We start from the raw sequence: 23,339 nt of genomic DNA on the forward strand, positions 1-23,339 counted from the left end.
TATAATATAAGTAATTTAGGCGTGAAAATAACCCCAACCAAGTAAGGTAGGGGTTATTTTCATTACATGATGAAGCAGTAACCGTAGTCAGCGACTACATCAATTGTGGATACAATGTCGTTACGATACAGAATATCAAGTTGTGACGGTACTGTACGGAATTGCCATGTTTCGATGAAGGACGGAAGGTCTGATTTATCAGTCTGCCTTGCTACGATTCTACCGTCGAGGTCTTTGTCAGCACTTCTTCGGATAGTGATTGTAGAAGTCAGGTCGGACTTGTCAGTTCTCCGTACCGTAATGCTACAGTCCAGTAGGTCACTCTTCTCCAATACTTCAAAGCGCATCGGGATTTGAGAGAAAGCACTTCTGCGGACTATAATTTTGGAGTTCAGGACTCTCCATTGGATGGTGTTAATGCTACCTCCAATGTCGCTGTTGTCCCTCTGCTTTACGATAATCTTACTGCTCTTGTCGTTCTTGCCCCAAACCCTTACGGCAATCTCCGAAGGCAGGTCAGAAGGGGTAGTTCTTCTGACCGAGATTGTACCCGCCACGTCAAGGAAGTGGTGAACTTCGATTGTCGAAGGTAGGTCTTCGTGACCGAACTGACTAACAGTAATATTAGATGGGAGGTTTACGTGCTCATGGACTTCGATAATCGACTTGAGGTCGCTATCGTCTACCGGAATAATGAATACTTTACCCGTCATTTTATTTACAGGAGGAACACCTAAAGTAGTAGGTAGGTCTTCATTTGCTCTGTATATAACGTCCATGTTCGCAGGTAGGTCGCTCTCCCTTCTCACACGTACTGTAATGCTAGAAGGAATGTCATCCTCAGCGTTCAGGACAACTTGGATACTACCTGCGATATCGGAAGCAGGGCTAATGTCAATACGTCCGTCGAGGTCTGAATCCCCAACAGGGATGAAGTCAACGTTACCTGTCATCGTGTTATCGAAACGAACGCCTAACTTGGAAGGAATGACATTAAAGAACACTGGTGAGATAGTAGAAGCAAGGTCACTATCAGCCTTGACGATTACCTTGAGCGTTCCCGCCGTGTCGTGGTTTGCCCACACCCGTACTCCGATTTTACCTACGAACTGCGACCACTCTTGGACTTGCAGGGTCGAAGGAATCTCCGAGATGAATCGGGTTCTTACTCCGATAGTACCCTTCAGGTCTTTGCTGTCGTAGGCAGGTACGGCGATGACAGAAGCCAAGTTGCCTGAGATAATTCGAATAGTCGAAGGAATGACGCTTGCCCCAACAACATCAAGGCTTCCTAAGATATCGCTCATGTACTTCACGTAGGTTCTGCTGTTAAGGTCACCATCTGCGCTGTGCATTACTGCCACACTAGAAGGCAGGTCTTTGTTAGCCACTACGTCTAGGCTTCCTGTAATATGAGGTCTGTTTACCACCAGACCGCCCTCAAACGAGGACTCGCTTTCTACCCTTACTCCGATGCTTGACTCAAGGTCAGCAGGTTTGGTAACGACCACACTAGCAGGAGTTTCCTTTCTACTTACCGCCACGCTTGCCGCTACATCATTCTCGCCTACTACCTTGACCGTAATCGTGGCGTTAATGTCGGCAGGAAGAGTAACTTCCAAGCTAGAAGGAGCATCCGGTCTGCTTACCGCCACAGTAGATGGCAGGTAATCGAACCAAGTAGGTGCGACTCGCAGTTGAGCGGCAATATCGCTGGTCAGTGGTACGAACAACGAACCTCCCAAGTAATACCCAACAACCTGCAAAGATACAATCAGGTCGCTGTCTGCTTTGCCAATTACCGTTACCTCAGAGTAAAGGTCTTTGTTGATGCCAACGTTGACTTTGATACTTCCGTCAATGTCTTCATCTCCACTGTGCCTTACGGTCACATTAGCAGGAAGGTCAGTATCCTCACTACGCTGTACCGTGACAGCCCCGCTAAACTCAGGCTGAGATACAGCAATCTTCGCTTCCATATCTTCGTCAACGTAACCACGAACCGTAAAGCGTAACTCGATATCGTTGTGAGGTTTTACGAAGATGGTAGCAGGTCTCTCTTTCACATTGACAACCAACCAAGAAAAGAAGTCCTGTTCAATCTCTACTCTTACGCCGACCTTAGAAGGAAGGTCTACTCTATCTTTAACGTAGAAGCTGACTGGAAGCTCAGGTCTACTTACTGTCAGGCTACCGTCAATCTTAGCAAGAGCCCTGTTCGATACTCCCAAGTGAGAAGGAACATCGTGGTTGTTACGGTACACGACATGAACGCTGGAATCCAAATCAGGTTGGCTTACTGTAATAGCACCGGAGAACTCATTATTACGAGTTACTTCAATGGTCGCAGGAATCTCTACGTCCAGCCAAGCAGGTTTTCTAACACGCAGTCTTGATGCCTTATCGTAGTGCTTAGGTACTCTAATGCTAGAGTCGATGTTAGAACGTCCAAAACTCCATACAGCAGGGTCAAAGTACGTGACCACTAACTGAGGGGCTAGGCTTGCTTCCTTGGTAAAGAAGTATTCATAATCGTTCTCAGGCTCGTCAGCCGCCACCAAGTAGAAGTCAACTAGGTTGTTCCCCTCTCGGTACTGTCCTTCGATGAAGTCTGTCACATCGAATGTCACGTGCCCGTCTTCAGTTGCTACTGTGTAGGCGCTGGTAATTTCTGTACCAATGCTTGGACGGTTGTTCCATGTTACGCCCATCTCCGACCAGCTTCCGTCAACTGCGTACAGCTTCAGGTTCTTGTCAGGCTCTTGACCGTACACCATGCGAAGTTCAACCTTGTCGATATCGTAGCTTCGTTTCAAGCTAGAGATATCGAATCCAAGTAGTGAGCGAAGCACCTTACCTTTATAGCTACCGACTGCGAAAGTGGTCTCTTCCCCATAGTTAAGGGTTGGAACATCTTCCCTAACATATGTGTCTTTGATAACATCCAGAGTAACTTCCTCACGGATTGGTAAAGTGATATCTACAATACCTGTCATCTTATTGGTAGGTGTGACTCCCAAGAAGCTTAGGAGGTCTCCTGCCCCACCCTTCGCTACGTCAATGCTTGACTCAACGTCACTGTGGACACGAATCTTAGCAAGGACTTTGGAAAGAATCTCACTCCGTGCAGGGTACATGACATTGATTCTACTGTTCAGGTCTGCGTGACTAGGGATGATAATACTACCCGCTAAGTCGTTATGCCACAGGATGGAAATGCTAGAGTCAATCTCAGAATGTTCTGCTCTACGGATGGAGATTTTACCCTTCAGGTCTCTAACAACCCAAACATCAATACTACCCGCCAGGTCTTTTCCTTCGGTACGTCTCACTGTAATACTAGAGTCTACTGACTTGTCGTAGGTTTGGCGTATAATAACACTACCTTCAATCGTGCTAAAGGAGTACACGTCGATTGAGGAATCAATATCGCTTGCCAATCTCACTCTGACAATGAACTCACTGTCAAGGTCTTCGTTGCCGTAAGCAGGAATCTCCAATCTACTGGACAGGTATCCCGAATTTACTTGGATGCTGGACGGTATCATGCTTGCCCCTACTACATCAATCTCAGCAAGAATGTCCTTTCGGTAAGGCACATTAATTTTAGAGTTCAGGTTAGCGACCTTATTCTGCCTTACGGTAATACTGCCTACCGTGTCGCTGTGAATGATAGGGAAGATTCTACCTTGCAGGTCAGGTCTGGATACTGCCGCCCGCCCATCAAGGTCGCTCTTATCCTTACGTCTTGTCTTAATTACCCCGTCTAAGTCACTTCGGAATCTGACGTAAACTGAAGAGTTCAGGTCAGGTCTGGACACCGTAATGCTAGATTCCTTTTCCACTTGCGAGGAACGTCTTACAGAAACGCTACCCTTGTAGTCGATATAAGGATTAACCCCAATTGTACCTTGAAATTGGAACTGGTTGGCAGTGATGCTAGAAACAATATCACTGTTCTCGCCGCCCCTTGCGATTACCTGCGAAGGAAGGTCATCACGGTTCAGTACATAAATCGTACCTGGTTTGTTGCGCTCACTTACGGTAAATGTTCCGAACAGGTCTTCGTCCACCGAATGGCGAACTGTTACGCTTCCTCCCAAGTTAACGTAAGGTCGTACATAGACTTGTGCAGGACGTTCTTTAACGGTAATAATTGCCCAACCGTAAAGATTATCTTCACTCCATACTCGAACACCCAATTGCGAAGGAGTGTCTTTTCTGTTGGCTACGTAAAGTTCTGAGTTAAAGTTAGGTCTGGAAATTACAATACTACAGTTCTCGAGGTCGTACAGGTCTACTTCTCTTACGGACACCTTAGAATCAATCTCACTCCAAGTATTTATCCTTACCGTACCCTTACCGGACAGGTCAGGTCGGCTAATCATCACACTGGAAGGATAGTTCTCGAATCTCTTACCCGATGGCGTAACCGTAATCGTCGAAGGTAGTTCTTTCTTATCGGACTTCTTGAATACATTAATCTTAGAAGTCAAGTCCTTTTTAGCAGGGTACGTGACTAAGATACTCGTATCAATTCCAGAACGTCCAGTGCTTCGGATTACTTCATCGAAGTAAGTGTACTCGATGGTAGGTGTCAATGAAGCCCCTGCATCCATTGAAAAGAACTGCACAGATTCATCGCTCTCATTTACCGCCCGCAAGTAAAAGTCTACAAGGTTCTTTCCCTGCTCTTTTGCTTGCAGGATGAAGTTGGTAATGTCGAACTCGATGAAGCCTTTCTCAGCGTTTACAACGTAGTCTCCTTGGCTAACAATGTCACCGGAGTCAGGTTGGTTGTTCCAAGTGATTCCGAACTCTGTCCAAGCACCATTGACGGCGCTTAGTTCAATTGGGATAGTTGGAGTGCGTCCGATTGAATGCTTCAGTTTCATGACTACTTTTTCAATCTTGTAGTCGTTGGTCAGCCCCATGAGATTAGTAATATCGAAGCCGACAATGCTTCGGAACACTTCTTCACGTGTTGCACTGTAACCTGTAACCAACGTTTGCTCCCCGCCGTAGTTCAGCTTAGGGTATGCTTGACGAACGAATGCGTCACGTTTAGCGGTCAATTTATCGGTTACTCTCGTAGGTTGCTGAATATCTACAATTGCTGTCATCTTGTTTGCAGGGGTTACACCTAGCGTCATAGGCAGGTCAGAGACTTGCTTGACGTTTACATTAACGCTCAGGTCACTGTTATCAGTGCCCCAAATGTCGGTATTACCTGTCATGGAGTTTCTTATACGGACACCAATTCGACCGTCGATGTAAGACTCACTGACACCCATCGCAAAGATACTACTCTTGATTTCCGTCTCGCCCCGACCGAAGATATCAACCGTACCGTCCATAGTATTGGACTCTCTAACGGCTATCTGCGATTTAAGGTAGCTATCTTCCGTTCTCTTGACTTTTACCTTCGTATTCAGGTCGGCATCCCTTACACCCCAAATGAACGATGTACCTTCCATTGTGTTCGTCTCTGTTACGGAGATAGCACCATTCAACGCTTCAGTGATTGGAGGGGCTACTGCTAGGCTACTGCTTATCTCCGAATCAGCCGCCACTGCGTTAAGTATGGAAGTATGTTCAGCGGTAAAGTAAGTGGTGTTAGGGTCTATCCTGTTATATGCTTGAAGGTTGAATGTTTTAGAATAAAGTGTATGTTCTGCTGTTAATTGTAAGTCACTCGTCCCGTACTCCACCGTGTTATGTCTAGCGGTTAAGTTCAACCGCACACTCTTAGGGAGAACTGCATGGCTACCAGTTAATAAAAGTGGCGACTTCCCTTCTGTTCTATGACTTGCCGTTAAATTGAACGTTGCTGTCTTCAGCAAGACGTTATGGTTGGCAGTTAAGGTATAAGGGGTATTTTCATTAATGGTATGGGTAGCCGACAGTGGTAGGAAAAGAGTCTTGGTTAAACTAACGTGCGAAGCCGAAAAACTCGACTCCGCACCAATGATTCCTGATGCTGACAATTCAACCACTTCCTATCCCATTGTATTGAGATGAAAAACCCATTACTCTGCCGAAGTCACTGTTACGGTTATATCGAACTGCCCTGCACCAGTTACCCCATCATAGGTCTTTACTCTAGCGTACAAGTCAAACTCTCTACCACGTAGGATACTTAACCCGTTCAAGGAAAGTGGGTTGGCATTGTCAGTGAATGTCCCATCCAAACTAAGCTGAAGTTCTGTCTTATCTGACACCCCTGCCGCCCTTGCCCAACCTACATTAATACTTTTTATTTGGTACTTATACCCATTCTTTAGCCTGACCTTCTTAGTGGGGGAGTTGCCGCCCTCAAGCACTGCCCCAAAGTCCAAGTTTGTAATCGGCTTACCTGCGTCAAGTAGGAGGAACGACATGAAGTCTTCAAACCACAAAGCAGGGTAGGATACCGGACGAAGAACCCAAAACGTATTTACGCTTGTTGTCTGGTTAGCATTCAGGTTGTACATATAAGAAGGGTCTTTGAGTTGCGTCTCCGTAACAGCTAAGGCAAGGTTTCCGTTATACCCTGCATAGTTCATTCTTGTGCTGTAATAGCAGTTAATAATATTCATCGGGACACTGTTCGTCCAGCCTCCTGCAAACCCTCCCAAATAAGAGTTATTGGAATTATAGGATATAGTATTGGAAGCCCACGAACTATAGCATTGAGGGTTGGCTGAAGATATACTTCCTACGATACCGCCTACGTAGTTGGAATACTGCTTGATATCGACATTGAGCGAGTAAACGTTGCGAATTGTACCATTCGACATACTCCCTAAAATCAGACCGGAATAGCCGCCCACGTAAAACTTACCCCCACTGACATATACGTTCTCAATCAGCGCTCCCGCCACAGTCATTGACCCTGCCACAGCCGCCATATAAGCTACGCCCGTTGTTTGTATATCTACGTTTACCATACCGAAGTTTTTAACTACTGCGGTTGCCCCAACCTGAGGAAACAAGCCCCCGTAATTGGTAGCCTGTCGGTTGAAGTAGTTGCTGATTACGTACCCATCCCCATCGAACGTACCAAGAAAGGCTGTTGTATGCCCAAGATAAAACCCAAGACCTGTATTGTAAGGGGCGATATTAAGGTCAATGTCATTAACTAGCTGTGCACACTTGGATGTGTTAATAGTACCTACCTTGCTCAAGAACTCAAACAGGTCGTACCCATCTTCAATCAGATAAGGGTCGTTCGCTGTTCCTGTGCCTCCCTTATAAACTCCATTAGCCATTATAAAATCACCTCTGAGTGGAATTGTAATTACATATGAAAAGCCCTTACCATCATTATAAGATAGCAAGGGCGCATTTTAGCTTTTGCTTGGGTCAGCTTTGACAAGGATATCAAACATGCCGCCCCACATGGATTGACGGTTGGCGGCTATGCGAACATAAAAGCTAATCTTCGCATTATGCTCTAACTGCTCCACGTAGGTCAATTTGTCAAGCGGATCGAAAGGAGCGTCTAGCTTACTTACCTCTGCTTTAGCGTTCGTACCGTCAAGTTCTCGCTGGTCTACTGTCAACCGGACATTCTCTACCGGATAGCCTAGAGTATTCTTTACAAACACCCTCTCTGCCGCTGTGGTCTGCCCTGCAACGATTGTACCGAAGTCGAGGTACTTAATTACCTCTCCGAAGTCATCCGAGTAGAATGACTCAGCGGCATCGCAGAACATCAATCCTGATAGGATACCTACGAAAGTGATATCCAGCGACCTAGCCCCGCCCAATTCATCCAACGTGTCAACTCTGAGTACGTTGTTAACACCATTTTTGACCTTAGTCTTCGGAATGGTGTATTGAATGCTTAGAGGTACCGCGTTGTATCCGGTATAACCATCCTGCGGGTATAGCTGTTCTCCGTTTAACGTCAGCCTGTACTGTACCTTGTCGATATCTGAGTCATTAACTGTGGCGTTAAGGAAGTTACCCTTTACCGTCCCTGTTATCGTAGGGGCAGTGTTTGTCTTAATGATTACCTGCGTCCAAGTCGTCAATGAACCTAAGTCATCTTTTACTTCAATCTTCAGGGTGTTAGCCCCCACGTTGAAGTCTGCGTTGTTGATGACCAAGCCGATTGTTGCAGGTGACGGCTCAAGTTCTGTAAAGCTAGTAATCGGGTATTTCTGAACATTGTTCAGGAGCACACGGTACTGTACTTTATCACCTTCAGGGTCGGACACTGTTCCGCCAATCATGATGTTGTCCTTGTGAATCTGAACGGCAGACAGTTCAGGGGAAGCAGTGGGGGCAATGTTAGTCTTGGTTGTCGTCCACGTAATGGCATCAGTCATTCCTGTCGTATCCCTGACTTCCAGCATTACAGAGTTGCCGCCCAAGTCAAAGTAAGTATGGGACAGGTCTTTAGTAAGCATGAAATCAGGTAACTGTGGAGAAGTCCATCCACTCGAAGGGAATCTCTGCGTACCATTTACTAACACCCTGTATGATATGAGGTCATGTTGTACGTGGTCAATTGTGACGACTAGCTGGAAGTCTTCCTTGTGGAACTCCTTCGTAACGCTGGTGGCAGAGAACTCAAAGGCGATTTCACCACCGCCCATGAGCCGTCTAACATCGTTTGTCACGTTCTGCCACGCAACTACACCATTACCGCTGTTGTTATTTACAGTAGTACCTAACATCCCATAATGGTTGTAACCTACAGACCGGACATTACCTTCGTAGTCCAGCGCCATAGTATGATAGTAACCCATAGCTACCTGCTTGGTGTTTGCCGCCACCAATGTAGGTGTTGGATTTATACTACCCCCTACGAACCCTCTGCCTAGCTGACCGTAATCGTCATTACCGAAGGTATACAACTTACCTTCATTTGTCACAATTCCTGAGAAGTACCCGCCGCAAGTGACTGAGCGACAATTATCCATAATCTTGTGAGGTGTCGGGTAGGCGTTACTTGTACTGTTACCTGTGGCTCTGCCTGTTTGACCATGATAGTTGTACCCTGCTCCCCACACCGAACCATCATTCTTCAGGAACAATGTATGGTACACACCTCCGTCCACTTGGCGCACATCATCCATGACGTAGGTGAAGCTGTACCTAGCCTGCGTCCCTGCGATACCAAGCCCACCGTATCCGTTGTACCCTGTAGCATAAAGCTTACCCTCTTGGTCGATCGTAAACGAAGAAGTATACCCTGCCCCTATCCTACGAATACCTGTGGCTACCTTCTGTGGTACGTAGCTATCGTTTGAGCTTCCGTTACCTAGACTGCCGTAATTATTATAACCAAAGGTGTATACGTCACCGTTATTCTTTAAGACAACCGTGTGCAGGTATCCACAGGCTACTTCCTTAACATCGGACATGACCTTTACAGGCGTGGGATACGCATTACTGTTTCTCCACCCCCTTGCGTCACCAAGCTGACCGTAGTAACTGTACCCAAAGGTATACAGGTCTCCATTCATAAGGAGTACAGCAGAGTGGTAGTGCCCCTCAGCCACCATTTTGACATTAGGTAGTTGAGAAACCTTTGTTTGGTAAGGGTAAACAGCAGAGGATGAAAACCCTAGCTGACCGTAGCTGTTATGCCCAAAAAAGTAAACGTCACCGTTGTTTTTAATGTACGACGAGTGCAGTGCTGATTGAGTACTCATTTATTCCCTCCTAGCCGCATATTAAGCGGGGTCTCCTACGACTCTTACATCGAATTCTCCCCCGCCAATGGCTTTTGGTGAAGCATTGATTCTTACGTAAAAAGGTACGCTCTCCGCATGGGCTAGGGAATCAACCTCTATCCTATTAGTTGCGGTGAAAGGTTTGTCCGTCAGGCTCAACTCTACGACCTCTTCGGTAGGATTAAGGTCTTTCTGCGCCGTTGTCAGTATGATATTCTTTACTTCGTACCCAATGGTGTTCTTCAGAGTAACTTTGAACATTCCTGACAAGTTGCCTGCCACAATCGTCCCTACTTCAAGATACTTCAGAACCTCACCGATATTAGTAGAGTAATACTGACCGTCCTCAGATATGAACATAAGACCTGCGTAGTCAATCAGGGTGGTTTCCTGCCAAGTCTTGCTCTCCCCCATGTCATCTTCCATCACGATTTCTACCTTGTGAGTGTTGCCGAAAACAATAACTTCTTTAGGTATCATGAACTGAACGTCAATGGGAGTCGGTATATACTGCGTCCATACACCAGCGGAGGGAGGGTAAACCTGTGAACCATTTATCAAGACTTTGTAACGAACGGCATCCCCGTCATCGTCAGTAATGTGAGCAAATAGGGTCTGCCCTTTAACTTCAGCTTCCACTAGAGGTAGTTTATTTAGCTTACTGACGGTCAAATTTTTACTCACTGTCGCCCCGTACTCGTCTACCGCATTCACTATAACCGTATTGTCACCAATTAGAAGGTCACTGTTACGCAGTGAGTATACGTAGGTATACGGTGTATTTAGGCTCTCAGTGAACCCTCCTGAGTCGGGGTACTTAGCAACCCCGTTAAGTAAAATCTGAAACTTAGCCTTATCTTTTTCTGCGTCAGACACGACTATCTCAAGGGAGATGTGCTCCTTATGGCAGGTCAGCGTAGATGCCGTTATATTAAGGAAAGGGTCAGTGTTTGTCTTGAGGACGGTCGCTACAGCCGTCACCTTAGCAGAGTGCGTATCTATAGCTTCCAGCGTTATCGTGTTGGAACCTAAAGCAAGATCCCTATTAGATAATAGGTGATTGACTGTAATAGGCACTGGAAGGGATGATACGGTGGCTTTCTCCACCCCATTAACAAATATCTTGTAGGAGGTTGGCAAGTCATTCGTATGCCCTATCGTTGCGGTAACACGGAAGTCTTCACGTGTCAGCGTGGCAGGTGTTGCCTTCAGGTCATTAATTAAAGGTCGCTTGTTTCTTACACTTAGTTGAATAAGCCCGTACTGGTATCCGTTGGCGGTAATGTATGTCGCCCCGCCGTAGTTGAAGCTGGAAGCGCTGAAGTAACTATTTAATTTATTTCCAATCATGGGGTAGGAGTTAGCTAAATTACCATAACGTTTACTGTACGCCCCTAGACGTACCCCGCCGGATAACGGAAGAAATACGTACTCGTCCGTGACAGCGAAACTAACTAAGTTGTTTGGAGCATACCAAGGAATATCTACGACAAACTCTGGTATAGCATTGGGAGTGTCCAGCTTGATCTTGTACAATTTAGCCGTAGTCCCTTGACCAAGACCGTTAGCGAGTAGGTAAGCGTATCCTTCATTCGTTTGTTTGTTGAATGCGAACTTAGTTCCTGCCCACGTTACCAGCACCCCGCCGTTGGATAAGCTTGAACTAAAGGTGTACTTCGCAGTGTAGGTCAGATTCCAGTTCATACTTGGCTTATTAATACGGTACTTGTACATGGTATAAGGGTCTTCGTCATGGATAATGTACAGGTGGTCGTTCCAAGGGTTGTAATCATAGCAGTCAGGATGCGTAGTAGTATATTGCATACCAGTTAGCTGGTAATTTCTTACGTAGCTTACTGACCCGCCCACAGTAGCAGTTCTGACCATGTGCCATATGTCGTTACCTCCGTGTCCTGTGTCACCGATAACATCCAACGTGTTATCAATCTGTACCATCTGCATGTTGTATACGTACCAAGCAGGTATTTCACCGACCTTGGTTACATTCAAAGAATAATCCTTATTCAGCACATCCCCGTAAAACTCTACCTGCTGTATGGTTTGGTCTCCCGTACCTGTCCTTACAAGAGTCACGGTACTTCCATACCAGTTACCACTCGCTTCGTACCAAGTGTTTGTGATGGTTAAGTTAGTGACGACTCTCACGTTATCTACATATATGGACACCCCTTTAATTGGGTAACTTGGGTGCGATTTAAATCTGAGCTTAGTAAAGCGAATCGGAACGTCCCACTGATACGTAAAACCTGCGTAGGGGTCTCCGTTGTCATCAAAGGGATATGTCGTGTTAGGTGTAAGAAGACCAACGGGGTCGAACCTGCTGTATCCACTCGCAAAGGCGTAATCGTACTGAGGTGCTACGTTCTCGATGGAGGTTGTGTACCACTGTCCGACGAGTCCATTCCCTGTGGGTACAGCCCCCGCCGTGTTCATTACGGTTGTTACCTCAGATGCAGACAGCTTCCTATTCCAAATACGGGCGTTACGAATATATCCGTTAAACTGGTAAGAAGTGCTCAGAGACCACCCACCAAACGCCGCTGAGTTGCTTACAGTCATTGAGCGTGAACTACCAAGGCGCTGTGCTATCGTCTGCTTGACCCCGTTAATATAAATTTCCAGGTTTGATGCATTAGGTACTCCGTTATAGAAGACAGCCGTCACATGTACCCACTTATTCGCTAAACCACTGCTTGCTATCCCAATAACATCACTATTATTTGTGTTGATTCCTAAGCTTCCAGACACTAAGTAAATGTCGTAGTTGTCAAAGCCGAAGGGCATCTGCCCATCATCTCCCCGCCAGAACATCCAAAACTCTACAGTGTTTTGAGCGCCCGCTGTGCGGTTCACGCCCGTAGAATCTACAATTAGGCGGTTGTTTTTATGATTAGCCATTGTATTGACCTCCCTTTCTTACAGGGCATTGCCTGTTACTCTAATCTTGAAGTTACCTCCACCCACCGCCAAGTCGTTCATTGTCAGACGGACATAGAACTTAAGCGTGTCTCCTGTGTCGTAGGTGTCAGGGTAAAGCAGTTCACTCTCAGGAGCGAATGGCGCATTGCTAATGCTGACCTCAACCTTCTCGTTGATTGGGTGAAGGTCTCCCTGTAACGGTTTAATCTTGACATTCTTTACAGGATATCCGAGCGTATTCTCTACGAACAACTCAAAGATTCCTGACTGCTCCCTAGCATAAAGGACTCCAACATCCAGATACTTGAGCATAACCCCGAAGTCTGTAGTATAGAAGTTGCTAGAAGCATCCTTAAACATCAGTCCACTGTACCCTAGTACTCCTGTCGAAGACCACTCTGATATGTCTCCCGCCGAGTCGATTACCTCAACCTTCACTGTATTAACTTGGTTAGTGATGATTTTCTTCTTGGGTAAGGTGTACGTAACAGCTAAAGGTGAAGGGAACGGGGCAGAGTAACCGGACTCAGGGATAACCTGTTCACCATTTAGCAGAACTCTAAACCTAACCATATCTCCGTCAGCGTCCTGCATGAGTATGTTAAGTGTGTTTCCTTTCATGGCCACCGTCAACTCAGGTTTTGTGTTCACCTTTGTCACCGTAATTGTGCCTGATACAATTTCAGTATTGGTCTTGTAGTTATCCTTCACTTCAATAGTAATCGTGTTGCTACCGATGTTTAATTGGTCAGCCCTGAACGAGCGCCGAACAGTCAGTGGGGAGTTGTAACCTGATACTGTCCAGTCATTAACCACAATGTCATTTAGCAATACCCTGTACGTCATGAGGTCGGTGGGTTCGTCCTTTACATAGGCTTCAAAGATTACGTTATCCACGTGCGTAGTTGATCTTGAAACGCTGGTTACGACTATAGGTTGGTTATTCGTCACCGTGATGATGAAGGTCTTTGTTGATACTCCACCGTAATTATCCTTAAGTTCCAACGTTAAGGTGTTATCCCCCAAGACCATTTTGGAAATTGGGACTGTTACAGTATTATTAGTCACTGGAAGTGGAAATAAAGTTGCGAAAGGCTTAATTACCGTCCCATTTATCAATGCACGGAACGTGGCTGAGGACGCACTACCTAATGTTTCAAGGGAGATATCAAACTGGATATCAAAGTCGTCATGTGCAGTGGTAGGGATTGTAGTATTAGATACAACTAAGTTAGTAAGGAATAAGGTCTTAACTGTGTTACTGAAGGTAAAGTAGTACGCTACACCTCTGTTGGTAGGGTTTATCTGGATGCACCCCGTGTTTCCCGAAATAGCAGTGACTCCGAAGCTTGATAGATTACCACTTTTCATGATAGACTCTGCTAACGAACCGTTGGACAAGCTAAAGCACCCAAGAAACCCGTCAGCTTCGTTCGAGCCAGAACCCCAATAAGCGTAATTTCCATCCACTAAGAGACCGCTCCCTGTGTAACTTGAGTCAAGAGCATAACCGCTACCTTGTATGCCAACAACCTTGGTCAACCCACCAGTCTTGTTATTCAAATCCCACTTATATATGCTCATGTCATTCCTGTTCCAGAACCAAACAGCGTCCCTTCCGTCCCAACCACCACGACCATATGAACCCATTGTGGTAGGGGCAGCATACTGAGTACGGCTTACAACCACTTGGTCGGACTGCCTAATAGTCCACTCGAACAGTAAAGCGTGACTAGAAGACCAACCGACAAGGTAATCTTGCCCGTCTTTAGTGTAAACGGCATAACCATAAGGCACTGAACTTCCGCTTGCACAAATATATTGGACGTAACTGTCATTTGCGACCCAATTTAAGCTCCTGACTAAAGAACCAAAAGTTCCGTCAGCATTTTTATTGTAAACATATACGGTGTTCAAGTTATATGAAGCAACGTATAGGTATTTATCTCCGACCATAACATCAGCCACAGAGCCATTCACCGTCTGCGATGCGGCTTGTCCTGTGAACACTAGATTTCCTATTTTATACGGCATGGACGTTCCTCCTTATATAGAAAAAGACTGTCTTAGGTTCAAGACAGTCCGAAATTAACTTCGCCGCCCACGCCTTTTCTTAGTGGTGCTTTGAGTTCTGTGGCAATTCGGTTGTTCTTCTTGATTAGAAGCACACCGTTAAGCTGTTGATCTGCTACAAGCCAGAAGTTGATATACATCGGCTCACCGAATGGAATTCTGCAAGTAGCTTTAAACTGGAAGGTTACTCCGTCAATCTCAATCAAAGACTTGTATCCAAAGTTAAATTGGGTAATTGTAGTGTCAGCGACAGTTCCGCCCTGACCCACAGCAAAGTTCACAGAAGACTCCGCATCTTTGTAGGTGATGATATCGTGAAACTTTCCAGCGTGACCGGTAAGGTTGTACTCTCTTTCCCCGTCCTTGTAGATAACTTCTATTCCCGAGCCACCGAGGTTGAACACACCGTCATTCTCGAAGAAAAATTTATTACCGTGACCGATAACGCCAAATCGAACCAACCGATCGCGATCAATATCGTAGAAACTGTTCTCTTCCTTGGTTGTAAGGTCGAATTCGGATAGGTAAGTACCATCTATGTACTCACCCACCCACACGAAGTCTTGTCCTACAGGAGAGATCCCGCTGTGTTCATTGAAAATCGAAAGCATGTTATGAATTCCTCCTTCATTGTATTGAAGTCAATGTTTACACGTACTGGTAAGACACACGTGTCAGGAATGTTACTAATCCTGCTGTAGCTGTTGGTGGTACGTTGGCACGAAGAGTTACCTTCGATAAGTTTGCCGTTGTGTTAGCAGTATTAATGTTACCGTCATTTGCCGCTCCTTTGATTGTTTTCGCAGGAGTGTCAGACTTCGTAGCACGAATATCTTTCGTGACTGTGCCGCCGATAGCAGTAAACGTGGATTCGGATAGAGAATCCACTTTAACTTCAATCCAAGTGTTTGTTACAAGTTCACCCGTGTTACCACCCGAACTATCCTTAGTTGTGATTGTGCAGTTCTGCATATCGGATACTGCGGACGAGCCGCCACGGTTATTCCAAATCAGTACCGTAAAGGTAGTGGACAACGAACCTGCGTCAACTGTACCGATATCCCACTGAGTTACTTGCGAAGAGTTATCGGACGTGTACCAAGAAACTATTGGTGCTGGCATTGTATTTCCTCCCTTAATTGCTTAGTTCTCGACTTTGTTCTTGTCAAGCTATAGACAATATAGGTTGGTCAGGTGAAACCTTAACAATTGCCGTGTAAAGTACACTACTATATTAGTCGTTTTATAGTTAGGTTCGGGGCAAATAAAAAGACCCCGATAAAGGGGTCTAGTTACTAGAGAATCTTCTTGTACTTGACGTACAGTACATCAGGGATTCCGTCAGTGATCTTCAACGTCTCAGGTGCGAATTTTACACCACGGATTGCGCCATTACCGTCTACAAGGTACTCGAAGTTGATGGTAGGTGTCTGTACTTGACCGTTGATGGACAGAAGGACAGTCTTAGGTTTAGCCAAGCCGTTAAGGAACACGTACTCAGTCTCACCGCCCGCCGCTTCAAACACTTCTTCTTCATCTTCAGTTTCAAGTTTCACCAAGCGGTCAGTTTGAGCCTTAAACTCAGCATCAGCGGCAGTCTCAAGGTCAACGATACGACCCTCAGCCGTGCCGAAGTTTCCCGCCTTGAAGTAGCCATTGGCAGAGTCAGAATCACGGTTAGCGATGCCCACAGTCAGCGTCTCAACTTCTACCAAACGCTGTGCAAGGTCAGCCAGTACAGCCTGAACGTTTGCACCATCGTAGTTAGGGTCAACGACTACCCCAACAAGGCTCGCACCTTTAGCCGCCGCAGTGGATGCCAAGTCGTTACGGATAGCTGTATCAGCTTCAGTACGTGCTTGAATCTCGTTGGCAATTTGCTGTACAATGCTAGTAGCGAGGTTAGCGTTACCGTCATTGTCCAGAGTGCCACCGCCACCGTAAATGTCCTTCATCAACTGGTTAAGGTTCATGTAGGCTTTAGCATCGACGGCATCTGCTACGAGACCTGCCCCGCCACTAACAATAGCATCAACAGGAATTACAGACAGGTTAGTACGGGTAATGTACTTGTAGTCGAATGTTACCGCATCTACGAATGTGTAAGGGGCTTCTACTCCTGCAACTTCACTGAAGAAGTCAAGGTAGAAATCTCCTGCATCTTCACGTACTTTACCGTAAACTCTATCTCCGTCTTCATCAATAAACGGGAAGTCTTGTGTGCCATTCTTACGTAGTTCGATTACGTTGCCGACAACAGTACCCTCAGTGTTGGAGTCAACTGCTACGTTAGTGTTTAGAATGTCGGGCGTGATTGCGATGGAGTTCAGCCCCACACCTACAGCTACATCATTCTTTTGAACGAACACGTCGATTTTGGTATTTTCAAGGGATTCACGGTGTGCGTGGAAATCAATATCCAAATATTGCTCATTGATTTTGTTGGCAACATCGAAGTGGTTATTACGCATCAACTTGTTGTTCAACTGTTCACCACGGAATCTAGCAATACCCCTAGTTCCTGCCATATTTATTCACCTCTCCTTTACGATCTTGCGGCTCTTTACCGCACATACATTATAAGCAAGTAGTCCAATATTTTACTGTGGGTTTGGTAAACTGTGGAACTATCCTAACCGCACTACCAGTTCTATTGTTACACCCTCAATGCCTTCTCCACGTTCGACCACGTTGATACGGAAATGGTCATCCTTGTTGATTCTAGGAACGGATACAGCGTAAGGTCTGTCTGACGTTCTACTGGAACGCTCGTTCCCATCTACCACGAGATTGCTGTGGAAGATTGTCTCCCATGTTGGGTTCAAACTGTCGTAACTTTCCTGAGAACACTTCTCAATTTGGAAGATAGTGTCAGCGTCTCCCTCACGTGATGTGGAAGCGTAAACCTCAGTGATATCTCCCTCATACGGGAAGCGCATGACTAGCTTGGCTACTCCGTCAAACACCCGACTCAGGAAGAATACCATTGTCTTGGATTCTACCCGCCGCTCAATAAAATCGAGACGTTCATCAAGGCTGGAATGAGGTGCGTCAGCGTCCTTGTATTGCCTTGCTTTCCGTATCTCTTCTTCCAGAGTCAAGAACCTGAGTTCATCAATGTTCCCGTTGCCCTGACGGTATTCAGGCTTCCATGTACGGATAAGGATTTCATCGCCCACCTGAAGCTGTACAGGAAGTCCAGCAAGGGGTGTGTCTCCTTCATACGTCCCTAAGTCCAACCGGATAGTTGTCGGGTCAATCTCTTCGTAGCCGCCGCCTTCTAGCAAGTGTGCTCCGTTAAAGTACACGTCTAACTGCTTCGTGCCCATCCGGTATTCGTGGTCAAGGTAGATGAACAACCCACGCTCTAATAAAAGGTACTGTTCGTCTACGATGATTTCCTGTTCATCCCAATACTGAAACTCACCGCTCCCGTAGCGGCGAAGGGTCATCTTCGTTCCTGCCATTTACGCTCACCTCCTTACGTATGGTTAATGTCCAGAATAAAGTGCAGGGGTTTAATCTGGAAACGGTCTTCCATCCTCTCAACTTTCATCCAGAACTTTCGTTCTCCAAGAGGTGGTAAACTGCCCATATCTAGAAGCTTCGAGAACTCCTCTGTCGGCGTGTCTGCCCCGTCATCATGGCAAATGTCTGCCCACTCGTACCCGAACGTCTCCATATACTTTAGGATGCCAAGCGATATGGTGTTTGCAGGTTTCTCCTTGGAAGGGTTCTGTAGTAACATCTGAACGAGAATCTGATTTTCATACATCGTGCCAAGATACGTGTCGGTCTCCTTGTTAAGTTCCTTACCATTCCAGATAACCTTTAGTTCAGTGCCAAACAGGTAAATGTCGCCACCGTAGATATCGAATGCGCCGAGACTTGATAGGAGCGTACCTTGCGTATCGTAAACCCTGATAATCCCGTTATAGGGCATCAAGGGCAGTTCAATCTCACAGCCTGTCCAGTTAGGCTCAACCACCGCTGAAGCCACTGAATTTCCGTCAGGGTCACAGAGGTAAACTGAGTACCCCGTAGGTAAGTTGCCTATCGTAATTTTGTCGCTCTTGCAGACAACCATCCTATCGAGGTTCAGAGTGTCGAAGTTAGTTTGTTCCCTATTCTTTAGGATGACACCCATCTTCTCAGCGACCATAGGAGCAGTATCGAATATCTCCCACCCACTACCGCGATGGGCATAGAACGTCCACTTATTTGCTTTCTTTAGTGCCCGCCAACGGCTATACTCCCTAATGGTTGTGTCTTTACTCTCAAGAAACTCCAATCGGTGGTATCCGTCCTGCCAGATGATAATACCGCCTTCATCTAACAGTTCTGTCGGCACGTAGTCAGCGGTCACTTCCATTAGCACAGTCTGCTCTTCAGGAACATCGAACATAATAGAAGTGTCGCTTTCAGTGTGCGGAATGATGACCTGACCTAAAGCATTGTCGATTGAAACAGCATCACTAGGTGAAAGGGTATAGCGGGAATGAATACTCCCGCTATCGAACCTGTCATCGAAGATTAAGCCACTCGACTTCTTATAGATTCCCAATTATTATCACCTACCTTGTTTTCTTCCAGTTCCAGATGCTCCAAGAAGCTATCTTACCGATAATGAGCCAGATGCGAGGTTTCTTCGGTTCTTCAGGTGTCTTGAGAATACCCCCCTCAGATTTCTCAATTGTCGTCTCGATTACACGTTTAGGTCGTTCTGCACCTTCTGATTGCTCGATATCGACCTCAAGAACAAGCTTAGGTCTGTCGACTTTCTCCGGTTTTTCAATTCCCACCTCAATCGCCTTAGTAGGTCTAGCGGCTTCTTCCGGTTCGCTGATATGCGTCTCGATAGGCTCACGGTGATTCGTCACTTTGGAGTCGTCTTGGATATCAGTCTCAAGTTGCAACCTCTTCCGTACCCCTGACTCCAAATCCTCAATGACTGCAAGGTCTTGATGTGAGATGTGCTCAGCGAGTTCTCCTGCCTGAATAAAGGCACCCGTATCCTTACCGCTTACCGCTCCCTCCAACTCATGGGTGACTGCTTCAGCATTGGTTGTCGTTGTTGCTGTCCCCATTTCCGAGATAGTTCCAACTTTACTGCTATCATCAATATTAGCCGATTCACCCTCATGAATAACGCCCATTGTCGAGCCGTCATGGTATTGGGCTGATTCTCCTTGATGAACCACAGCTTCTTCGGAAATAAAGGAAGTTGCTCCTTCTATACCCACCACAAATGCGTCATTAGACTTGCCGCTGGTAGCCCCTTCTAGCTTGGACTCCACTGCTTCATACCCTTTGTCCGTAAACATTGCTGTGTGTTCTTCGTAAAGAACAGTCTCCTTCGCAACATCGCTATGCCAAGCATCCTCCAACTCCTGAATAGCTGTAGGTGAGTTTCCGTCACTGATTCGAGCGCCTTCGATTTCATGGGTCACTGCATCCCTGTCTGTCCGTTGTTCGCCCAAACTAATGCCGTGCCACACACCGTCCACACCTGTACCATTAAACGCTGTCTCAGTCTTGTGTTTATAGCTTACATGCTTGCTGTCAGACTGTGCGGCGGACTCCATATCCTGCTTGATGCCCTCTACACTTGTTACTTGGTTGGCTGTGTCCGGTCTTTCTAGCTCGCCTTCATACCCCATGCCCGCCAAACCTATCTCAAGCTTTGTACCTACACCTTCAGCAGTAGGGTTAGATAACGCTATCTCAGTCTTGTGTTTATAGCTTACATGCTTGCTGTCAGACTGTGCGGCGGACTCGATGTCCTGCTTGATAGCCTCTACACTTGTTACTTGGTTGGCTGTGTCCGGTCTTTCTACCTCACCTTCATATCCCATGCCCGCCAAACCTGTCTCAAGCTTTGTACCTACACCTTCAGCAGTAGGGTTAGATAACGCCGTCTCAGGTAAGTGAACTACACCGTCCCTTGTAATGTCGGTCTCTGCCGCAGTGAGCCCTGTCTCCTTAACACCTTCACCGAAGGTCTTCTGATCTGCCTTGTCCAGTCCTTGAATGACTCCGATGTGCTTGTTGGCTTCCGCAATTGCCCTGCTTATTTCAGTAATGTTTGCAGTCTGCTTGAAGTCCGATAAGGAAGCACCTGAAATTCCCTGCGGCATCGTGCCCTCCGGTTCTACTACGTACCGTCCGGTCGTCGGAGACTCTGCTTTCAGGTCTGCCCCCTTGTTGTGTTCGACGTGCACCTCTTCCTGATTGGAAGCAATAACCGTAACCCCTGCCCCCGCCTGTTTCAGCTTCTCGATTACCGTCTGCGTAATGGCAGGGAAATCAGCTTGTGTGAAACCTTGAGTGATGCTATCTTGGATGATGTTCTCCATCCCTGCTTCAATCAAATCGACCGCTTTTGAGCCGTACATAATTTCCATGAGTCGCACCGCCTTCAGTATTTCAGGCGATTCTGCAATCGCTTCCCGAATCTGCTCGAACGTATAAAGGGATTCTACCTCTGCCTGTATGCGCTTCGACATGCCAGCTACCGTCCACTCTTCGAATTCTGCATCCATTTTGTCACTCTTATCGGTAGCTTCTATGAATCTATCAACCAGTGGGTCGCCGCCCACGTAAACTTCTGCGTCACTGATAAGCTGGATAGCCCCGTCACCGCTCACATACGTAACATCCGTAAAATCGTCAATGTCAGCGTTGTATTCCTGTACGGCGCTTCCTTGGGATACCAGTTTGAGGTAACCTTCGTTGTCTCCAATAGCGCTAGAAGCGTCTGTAAGGCTTCCTGCTTTAGCCGTGTCCGAAGTGTACTCTACAGTTACAAGAAGGCTCTCAGTGGCATCCTTGACACTATCTGAGCTTGAAAATGAGGAATTGGTGATGTGCTTAGCGAAGTAGTATGATTGGTCTAAACTTTCAACGCCCGCCATATACTCCATCTCAATCTTACCGCTTTCCAGTTCGAGTGACTGCCTGCCCTCTTGCTCTGTGTCAGCCGTCACCGTCCGGTCAATCAAGAGCAGTGAGTTAGCCCAACTTTCCGCTCTAGTGAACGTCTCAAGTTCACTGTCCTGCCTTGTATCGTAGGTCAGGAACTCCTGCATATCTGCTGAGACACTTGTGTCCACAGACTGAGTAGATTCAATTCTAGCGTCCTTCACCTGAGAGGTTGCCTTGGATAAGAATTCGAGGCTGTGCCCGTTCTCGTAGGTAACAGCGGTGGTCTGCTCGTCCGTCTGTGTATTGACTAAAGTGTCGTACATCAAACTCTCCTGCATTGCGGCATCCTGTACGTTCTCTCCCTGTACCAAGACCCTTTCCACTTGACCATCGTAAACAGACTGAATCAACTCACCTCTTACGTCATCCTGCTGGCTTGCTTGCATAACTGTATCCGTCTGAATGAACTCCTGAGCATCGGCGTTCTGGTAAGTATGAACCTCAGTAAAAGGCTGAAGGTCTACGTCCTTATTCGTGTCCACCATCACATACTCACTCAAGATGGTTGGTTCGTTGTAAAGGGTCTCTGCCAGTACGTGTTCATTCATCTCAGCTTCACCGCCGCCGTATGTGTCGGCTACCGTGGTAAGCGTAAGTTCTGCTTCATTCCTCTTTTCAGCGAAAACAGGTGTTCCTGTCTGAGCATCAAATACCATATCCAAATGTCCTGTCTCTGTCCGAGAAACGAAAGCATCCTCCGTGACTTCCAGCTGTCTTGCTTCCTCCCTGCCCTCAAGAGTACCCTCCTGTCGAGTATCCGTAAGTACGTAAACTTCTAGAGAAGATCCCTTTACGGCTATCTCTGCGAGTTCATACCCTTGCTCACTACCCTCACTTACAAGGACTGCATACTCCAATGGATAAGAATCACTGACAGCTCTGTCAAACCCAACCTCACCTATTTCCGTATAGTGTAGTTCCCCTACCACGCTAATGTCAGGGTTATGGGTAGCTACGCTGGTTAAAGCCATCTCCCCATCTAAGATACTGCGGACGATGTTGGAAAGTACCGCCCGTCCTTCTTCAGCATTCAACCGGACACCGTTCTCTGCGGATTCAATTCCGCCCATCTGAGTGTCTTGTGAGATACCGGATACGGTGGATTCGAGCGCGTGTATTACACTTTGTTTGTTGGACAGGGAAATGGAAACCCTATTACCTTCTGCAACGGAGACCTTAACGTCATAAAGATCACCGGAAGCCAGTTCTTCAAGGTGTGAAAATTTGTCTATCCGACTGCCTTCACTTACCGCCGCACCTTCAGCTTCAAGTATCTGCTCAAGCCTACGTGCATCCTGCTGTCCATCTGTTGTTCCGTCTGTGACTGTTTCGCCGTTAAAATACTTATGGATGCCTGACAGGTACGATACGATAGAAGCTACTACAGTCTCTACTTCAAAGCCGTCATACTGAGTGATGTACTCAGCACTCCCTAGCCGCCCGAATAATCCGGTAGCCGAGTGAGGGGCTTTGTTTGCGTTCTTCATGGTATCCTCAATCAATGTCTTATAGGTACTGTTAACGGGAGCGGTCAGGTGATATTGATTCTTAGCATTGATAATTTGTTCAAACCCAATTTTCAGTTCATAGCCCCTTTTAGAAAAAAGGGCGGTGAAGCTGATTAGGTAAGATTTCTTACCGTTCATCATTCACCGCCAACCTCCCATACTATAG

The 23,339-nt window shown here is 46.6% G+C and carries 11 protein-coding genes; all 11 read right to left on the minus strand.

Annotated elements, in window-relative coordinates:
- Positions 1–62: 62 nt before the first annotated feature.
- Positions 63–5,987: a DNRLRE domain-containing protein gene (locus tag NSQ38_RS19850; protein ID WP_339783746.1), complete on the minus strand. Its 5,925-nt coding sequence runs from the start codon at positions 5,985–5,987 to the stop codon at positions 63–65.
- Between the two features lie 42 nt (positions 5,988–6,029).
- Complete coding sequence (locus tag NSQ38_RS19855) at positions 6,030–7,250, minus strand: hypothetical protein (RefSeq protein ID WP_339783747.1); 1,221 nt, start codon at positions 7,248–7,250, stop codon at positions 6,030–6,032.
- Between the two features lie 78 nt (positions 7,251–7,328).
- Positions 7,329–9,647 (minus strand): hypothetical protein, encoded by a 2,319-nt coding sequence (locus tag NSQ38_RS19860; RefSeq protein ID WP_339783748.1) that lies wholly within the window; start codon positions 9,645–9,647, stop codon positions 7,329–7,331.
- Positions 9,648–9,668: 21 nt separating this feature from the next.
- Positions 9,669–12,587 (minus strand): LamG domain-containing protein, encoded by a 2,919-nt coding sequence (locus tag NSQ38_RS19865; RefSeq protein ID WP_339783750.1) that lies wholly within the window; start codon positions 12,585–12,587, stop codon positions 9,669–9,671.
- An 18-nt stretch (positions 12,588–12,605) separates the two neighbouring features.
- Positions 12,606–14,642: a hypothetical protein gene (locus NSQ38_RS19870; protein ID WP_339783751.1), complete on the minus strand. Its 2,037-nt coding sequence runs from the start codon at positions 14,640–14,642 to the stop codon at positions 12,606–12,608.
- A 38-nt stretch (positions 14,643–14,680) separates the two neighbouring features.
- A complete protein-coding gene (locus tag NSQ38_RS19875; RefSeq protein ID WP_235431570.1) occupies positions 14,681–15,292 on the minus strand; it encodes a hypothetical protein in 612 nt (203 codons plus the stop codon).
- A 37-nt stretch (positions 15,293–15,329) separates the two neighbouring features.
- Complete coding sequence (locus NSQ38_RS19880) at positions 15,330–15,803, minus strand: hypothetical protein (RefSeq protein ID WP_047843130.1); 474 nt, start codon at positions 15,801–15,803, stop codon at positions 15,330–15,332.
- 173 nt (positions 15,804–15,976) lie between these two features.
- Positions 15,977–17,209, minus strand: coding sequence for a hypothetical protein (locus NSQ38_RS19885; protein ID WP_339783752.1), 1,233 nt, complete (start codon positions 17,207–17,209; stop codon positions 15,977–15,979).
- A gap of 99 nt (positions 17,210–17,308) precedes the next feature.
- Positions 17,309–18,148 (minus strand): hypothetical protein, encoded by an 840-nt coding sequence (locus tag NSQ38_RS19890; protein WP_339783753.1) that lies wholly within the window; start codon positions 18,146–18,148, stop codon positions 17,309–17,311.
- A gap of 14 nt (positions 18,149–18,162) precedes the next feature.
- On the minus strand, positions 18,163–19,245 hold the full coding sequence (locus NSQ38_RS19895; RefSeq protein ID WP_339783755.1) for a cell adhesion protein: 1,083 nt from the start codon (positions 19,243–19,245) through the stop codon (positions 18,163–18,165).
- A gap of 10 nt (positions 19,246–19,255) precedes the next feature.
- Positions 19,256–23,314, minus strand: a complete 4,059-nt coding sequence (locus tag NSQ38_RS19900; protein WP_339783756.1) for a hypothetical protein — start codon at positions 23,312–23,314, stop codon at positions 19,256–19,258.
- Between the last annotated feature and the right edge of the window lie 25 nt (positions 23,315–23,339).

It is taken from the genome of Paenibacillus sp. FSL R7-0313, from assembly GCF_037969885.1.
Lineage (GTDB): Bacteria > Bacillota > Bacilli > Paenibacillales > Paenibacillaceae > Paenibacillus.

Bases quoted from the DNA above. Each gene is read 5' to 3' on its own strand.
- NSQ38_RS19855 (WP_339783747.1), bottom strand. From the start codon at position 7,250: ATGGCTAATGGAGTTTATAAGGGAGGCACAGGAACAGCGAACGACCCT.
- NSQ38_RS19860 (WP_339783748.1), bottom strand. From the start codon at position 9,647: ATGAGTACTCAATCAGCACTGCACTCGTCGTACATTAAAAACAACGGT.
- NSQ38_RS19865 (WP_339783750.1), bottom strand. From the start codon at position 12,587: ATGGCTAATCATAAAAACAACCGCCTAATTGTAGATTCTACGGGCGTG.
- NSQ38_RS19870 (WP_339783751.1), bottom strand. From the start codon at position 14,642: ATGCCGTATAAAATAGGAAATCTAGTGTTCACAGGACAAGCCGCATCG.
- NSQ38_RS19875 (WP_235431570.1), bottom strand. From the start codon at position 15,292: ATGCTTTCGATTTTCAATGAACACAGCGGGATCTCTCCTGTAGGACAA.
- NSQ38_RS19880 (WP_047843130.1), bottom strand. From the start codon at position 15,803: ATGCCAGCACCAATAGTTTCTTGGTACACGTCCGATAACTCTTCGCAA.
- NSQ38_RS19885 (WP_339783752.1), bottom strand. From the start codon at position 17,209: ATGGCAGGAACTAGGGGTATTGCTAGATTCCGTGGTGAACAGTTGAAC.
- NSQ38_RS19890 (WP_339783753.1), bottom strand. From the start codon at position 18,148: ATGGCAGGAACGAAGATGACCCTTCGCCGCTACGGGAGCGGTGAGTTT.
- NSQ38_RS19900 (WP_339783756.1), bottom strand. From the start codon at position 23,314: ATGATGAACGGTAAGAAATCTTACCTAATCAGCTTCACCGCCCTTTTT.